General features: G+C 67.7%; 1 protein-coding gene. It reads left to right on the forward strand.

Annotation, left to right across the window (positions count from 1 at the left end):
* Window positions 1–165 precede the first annotated feature (165 nt).
* Window positions 166–575: hypothetical protein (locus QWZ14_RS28955; RefSeq protein WP_290320540.1), on the forward strand; the 410-nt coding region annotated here is incomplete at its 3' end.

Raw genomic sequence — 575 nt, forward strand, 5'->3', positions numbered from 1 at the left:
CAAGAGGCCGGACGCGTCCCGCGATTGGACGCGTCCGACCCCGGACTAGAAATGTCCAACGATTGGACATATTATGGATGGCGGACCGTCCGGACGGACGGCGAAGGGCCCCACCGGTCACTACCCGATGAGGCCCCTCTGACCACCAAGGGAGATGACCCCCCGATGGCTACGACCACTGTACAAGCACCCCCTGCGCCCGCGCAGACCCGAGAGATCGACACGGCCGCAACCGAACGGGCCGCCTCCGAGGCAGAGTCGAAGGCCGCCGCGAAGGTCCGCAAGGTCGCCGGCACCACCGAAGCCCGGATCGCCGAGCGCGACGCCGAGTCCGTGCGGAAGCTCCGCGAGCGAGAGGTCTCCATCGAGCTGCGCCGCAAGGAAATCGAGGTCGCGCGTCTCGAACGCGAAGCCAAGGCCGCCGCCAAGGAGACGCGCCGCAATGCCCGCGCTAAGCGCCGCAACGACAAGCGCAAGGCTCGCCTCGACCGCCTCAACGCCGCCGCGCTGCGTGTCTACCTGTTCATCGCCGGGAACATGCCCTCGGTCTACTCCTCCCTCATCTACGGCATGTC

This window comes from Paeniroseomonas aquatica, from assembly GCF_030409335.1.
Lineage (GTDB): Bacteria > Pseudomonadota > Alphaproteobacteria > Acetobacterales > Acetobacteraceae > Belnapia > Belnapia aquatica.